At 73.3% G+C, this 4,757-nt stretch carries 2 protein-coding genes and 1 pseudogene; all 3 read right to left on the bottom strand.

Features of this window, described 5'->3' with window-relative positions; genetic code table 11:
- A pseudogene (locus ACOJSN_RS00370) lies at positions 1–2,715 on the bottom strand (hypothetical protein); the annotation flags it as partial.
- Positions 2,712–3,671, bottom strand: a complete 960-nt coding sequence (locus ACOJSN_RS00365; RefSeq protein ID WP_420110524.1) for a hypothetical protein — start codon at positions 3,669–3,671, stop codon at positions 2,712–2,714. The gene ACOJSN_RS00365 and the pseudogene ACOJSN_RS00370, both read right to left, overlap by 4 nt.
- A partial coding sequence (locus ACOJSN_RS00360) for a hypothetical protein (RefSeq protein WP_420110523.1) occupies positions 3,668–4,757 on the bottom strand: 1,090 nt, incomplete at its 5' end. The genes ACOJSN_RS00365 and ACOJSN_RS00360, both read right to left, overlap by 4 nt.

Raw genomic sequence — 4,757 nt, 5'->3', positions numbered from 1 at the left:
CGCGGCACCGGCGGTGACCGCGGCACGCGGAAGCGATGCGGCATCTGCCTGCGCCAGGTCTTGCGCGCTCGCGCATCCCAGCAGCGCCACGCGCGGCGGCATCGGGAGGCGTGCGAGGTCGAGCGCGGTGAGGGTGCCGTCGCTCAGCTGAAGGCCAGAGATCACTCCCGGTGCTCCGACGTGACCGAGATACATGAAGGCTGCCGGCTGCTGGGCGAGGTCGGTGGCGAGGTCGGTCCGCTCGTAGCGGCACCGCTGCCGCGTGCGGACGTCTGGCCCGCTCGACGGCGTGGCCTCCTCGCGTAGCAGGCGGCCCAGTCCCGTACCGGTCGGCTCGATCACGCGCAGCAAGCCGGCGCCTTCGGTCACGGGGCGCGCGGCGGCTGCCACGCCCTCGGGAGCCAGTAAGGCGATGTCGGCGAGGTCGATCAGGTCGACCAGGTGAGGGTGGGTCGGCTTGAGCTCAGGGGCGGAGATCGTGAGCAGCGGCCACGGCACCTGCTCCAGCGCCGCGCTGGGCTGAATCAGCAGCCGCGGACGGGATCCGTGGGCGGTCAGCGCGCTCGAGACGCCGTGCAGCAGCAAGGTGCCGAGGTTGGCTGCCAACTCGTCGAGAGCGTGCTGGTCGCCGCCGAGCGCCCCGGCGGTGGCGCGGGTCAGCGCCGCAGCCTGGTCCTCGCCCGGCAGCGGTGTTGGCAGCGCCTGCTGCAGTGCCTCCAGACTCGCGTGAAGGCCAGCGGGGTTGATCACAGCGATCTCGGGCCGGTCCGGTACCAGAGAGTTGCGCCACACGCGGTACGTCACCTCCCCGAGCTCGACGAATCGGAGGATGACCGCTGCTCGCTCCGACTCGGCGGCTGGTGGTCGAGGTGAGCCTGACGCTGGCTGGGCTGACTCTGCTGGCTGGGCTGGGTGCGCCGCCTCAGGCAGCCGGTAGCGGCGGCGCGCACGCTTGAGCGCTGCGGCGAGCGTGGGCGACTCGGGGGGTGGTGCGAGTCGCCACGTCCTTGCCGAAGTGTGCTCGGCAGCGGTTCGCGCCAGCGGGGCTGCTCCGGCCGCGAGCGTGAGCATGTCGTCGGCCGCAGGCGACGTCGAAAGGGCACGAGCGTGTCCCAAGGGCACGGCAGGCCGTTCCCTTTCGGCAGTCTTGTGCCCTTCGGGTACGGGAGGGGGTGCGGGGGCGGACGTGGCGGGGGCGGTGGGGTCGAGCGCGCCCACGGCAGCGCGCTGTTCGAGCAGCGCAGCCAACTCGTCCTTGCGGTCGGCGGCGGAGAGCAGCGTGATGGCGAGCTCTATGGCCGGCTGCACGGCGGCGGTATCCCAGGCCTCCCGTTCCGGTGCGGTGGCGAGCGTGTAGCGCAGCGCGTCCGACCCCAGTGCGGCAGCCACGGCGATGTCCGTATGCCCGACGTCACCCACCTGGGCGGCGATCATGCCGGTCATGACGTCGGCGCGTACGGCGTCGAACCCTGCACCCGCCTTCACGTAGCGCTGTGCGGCGTCGCGTGCCATCACGAGCGCCTCGGTGTGGCGTCCGATGCCGGTCAGCGCGAGCGCGCGCGGCAGGGCCAGGCGCGGCTCCTGCGCAGCGGTCTGTCCCACCTTCCGCCAGCCTCGCTCGGCCTTGGCAAGAGCTTTCAAGGCAGCCTCGGCATCATCCTCTTCGACGTAGCGGCAGCCCAAGGTGAAGGCCGTCTCGGCTGCCTGCGCCGGCTGTCCGCGCTGCAGTTGCTCGTCGTAGAGCTCCCGTAGCCTCGTGATCGAGTCCGTCTCGGTCATCTCGATCAGGTGCGCCTCGTCCCCGAATCCGACCACGCCGCGGAGCCGGCCGGACACGAGTCCGGCGTGGCCCTCGTCGGCGCGCCCCGTGTTGATATCGAGCCGCGTGCGCTCGGCGCGCGCCATCTCTCCGACCGTCCGTGCCTGGTCGCGCAGACCGTCGCGGTCGGCGTCGGTCAGGCCGGCGGCGTCCGGCGGTGTCCAGCCGGTCAGCGCGGCCACCACGTCGTCGAGGTGCCGCGCTGCAGCCGCCTGATCGCCACGTGCCACGGCGAGTCGGGCGCGCAGCACCTCCAGCTCGTGGTCGTCCAGGTCGAACGCGATCATCATCGACGGCGTGAACTGGCCTGGGTGCTGCGCCTCGGTTGCGCGGCGTTGGAGGTTCCGCTCGTGCTGCCGCTCGATGAGGGCGCCGGCTTCGACGAGGCGCTGCTCCTCGATGTCGATGTTGATGAGCGTGCGCTCGGCGATGTCGCGTGACGCCTCGCACGGCCGTACCTCCACGAACTGCTGGTAGTGCGTCACGGTGGCGTAGAAGCCCGGCATCGCGTCGAGGACCCGCTGCGCCGCCGCCCGGGCCAGGTGCAGCTCGCCGCGGCGATAGTGAAGGTCGCCCACGTCGGCGTCGGCACCGAACGCCAGCGTGAAGTTCTCGAGCTCGACCGCCCGCTCGGCCAGCGCCCTGTAGGCGGCGATCGCCTCGTCACCGGCCCCTGCGCCCTTGGCTGAGATGAAGGCCTCGTTCGCGTCCAGGAGGGCCTTCAGATAGGCGTCGTCGGAGAGTCGGCAGATGCGGGTGCGGACCGTGTTGAAGGGGAGGTTCCCGAATGCCTGCGCGACGCACGCACAGCCGTACCCATGGCTGACCGTGACACCCTCCGGTGCTGGTCCGGTGGGCCAGTGGCCCGGCATCGCCATGCCGACGCCGATACTCACCATCCGAGGCTCCGCTCAGCCAGCAGCAGCTCCTCCTGCGGCTGATCTGCGCGTGCCTGTACCCACGCCAGCACGGCAGCCCGCTCGGCCACTGTGGTGACCGCGGAGTCGGCCCCTGGCGAGGTCACCACCACATCGAGGCGACCATCGAGGATGGCCGCCGCGACGCCGTCGGGCACCGGTGCCTCACCCACCATGGTGAGCGGTTCGGGAACGAGGTCGATGACCAGGCGGTGCTCCGCCGTGGTCGCGATCGCCTGCACCGGCGCGTCGGCGCCGGGCAACGCGGTGACCTCGACCCGGAGCGCAGCACCCGAGCCCGCAGGGATCAGCGACCAGCGCACCGTGTTCTCAGCAGCATCGAGCACACCGGGCGGCACGAGCGCCCAGTCGACGCTCGCGGAGCCACTGGCGAGCGCGGCGGCGGGTACCGCAGCGCTCGGACCGCCCGCGGCCAGCGCGAAGTCACCGGGAGCAACTCCGGTCGCGTGCGCGGCCAGCCGCTCGGCGGTGGCGGCGCGCTCGTCGTCCTGCTCAGCGAAGAAGGTGGCGAGCGCCTCGAGGGCGGGGCGAGTGCCGGACCAGTCAAGAGCCCCCGCGGCGGCCAGGTCGAACCACTCCTGAGGGGTGGCCTCGAAGGGGTCGAGGTGGCCGTCGAGCGCGGCACTGAGGTGGGCGGCCTCGAGCGCGAGCAGGTGCCCCGGCAGCGGCGGGATCCGCAACAGGCGGCTGGCCGGCCACCAGCGGCGCGCCCACAGCACGAGCGCGAGGCGAGCCAGCAGCGGGTGGCGCGGCACCGCCGTCGACCCGGCGAGGACGTTCACGGCGACGTCGCTGCCCAGCAGCCGCGTCAACCACGGTTCGGCGGCAGCGGGGTCGGTCAGGGTGACGCGCAGCGTGTCCTGCTCCAGCGGCGCCTCGACGAGCGCGCCGTCCATCATGAGCACGGGAGTCATGCAGCCACCTGCCGTTCGAGGGTGCGGCGGATCCGAGTGCGTAGGTCGAGGCTGACCGAGCGGGCCACGCCGGTGAGGAGATCGCGCACCTCGGCGACCTCCAGCGTGCCGGTACCCGCGAGCTCGAAGCCGTGCAGGCGCGCCCAGAGGCGGCGCAGGAACGGGCGGTACAGCTCGAGGAGGTCGCGCATCACCTCGGTGAGCCCGGCATCGGGTGCCGCTAGTGCCACCCCGCCCGCGACGTACCTGCGCGCCCGCAGCACGTACGCCTCGCGCGCGAACCGGGTACGGATCTCGGCCAGCACCGGCGCCGGGTCGGCGATCTCCTCGGTGGGGGCGAGCGGTCGCAGGGCCGGTGCGAGCACGGCGCCGAGCAGGAACGCGGCAGCCAGCGACGCGGCCAGCAAGCCGGCGGGCTCGCTGGCGCGGGCGATCTCCGCCTCGACCAGTTGCTCGGGGGAGGTCTCGCTCGAGCGCCTGACGGCGGAGCGCAGCCGCCTCTCGATGCTCCGTTCCAGCAGGGCGTCGGGCTGGGTTCCGCGCAGGCACGGACGGGCGAGGGTGGCGCCCTCGGCCAGGCCGAGCGTGGTGAGCAGCAGCGGCGTGGTCACGGCGCCCGGGATGGCCTGCTCGACGGCGCGGCGCAGCGCGGTGTCGCCGTCGCCGAACCTGAGCGACTCGGCGAGCGCGGCGGGGCGGGGGAGGGCGAGCCAGTCGGCCCACGCGGCGGCGGCGTGCTCGGTGCCGAGGGCGCGGAAGGTGGTGAGCAGCGCGGCGGTGGCGGCGGCCTCGTGGTCGGCCCAGTCGGCGGTGTCTGCGCCCGTGCGGTCCCAGGCCTGCTCGAGATGTGTGGCCAGGGATGGGTCGTCGAGCAGGTGGTCGAGCGGCGGGTCCGGGTGCTCGGCGGCGCGATCGGCCAGCGCGGTGTCGGCGACGCCGGCGGCGTCCTGGCCGGGCGCCCCCCGGGTGGTCGCAAGCTCGAACGCCACCGGGAAGCACGTCTCCTGCGGGTTGCCGGATGTGATCCTCAGCGCACGGCGCCGCTGCTTGAGCACCGGGTACCAGGCAGCGGTCTGCGCCAGTGCC

The sequence above is a fragment of the Pseudactinotalea sp. genome, assembly GCF_048594945.1.
GTDB lineage: Bacteria > Actinomycetota > Actinomycetes > Actinomycetales > Beutenbergiaceae > Pseudactinotalea.
Note: the sequence above shows the minus strand (reverse complement) of the source record. Positions and strands in the feature narration are given on the sequence as shown.

Excerpts from the sequence above, each read along its gene's own strand:
- ACOJSN_RS00365 (WP_420110524.1), bottom strand. The coding sequence starts at position 3,671 with ATGACTCCCGTGCTCATGATGGACGGCGCGCTCGTCGAGGCGCCGCTG.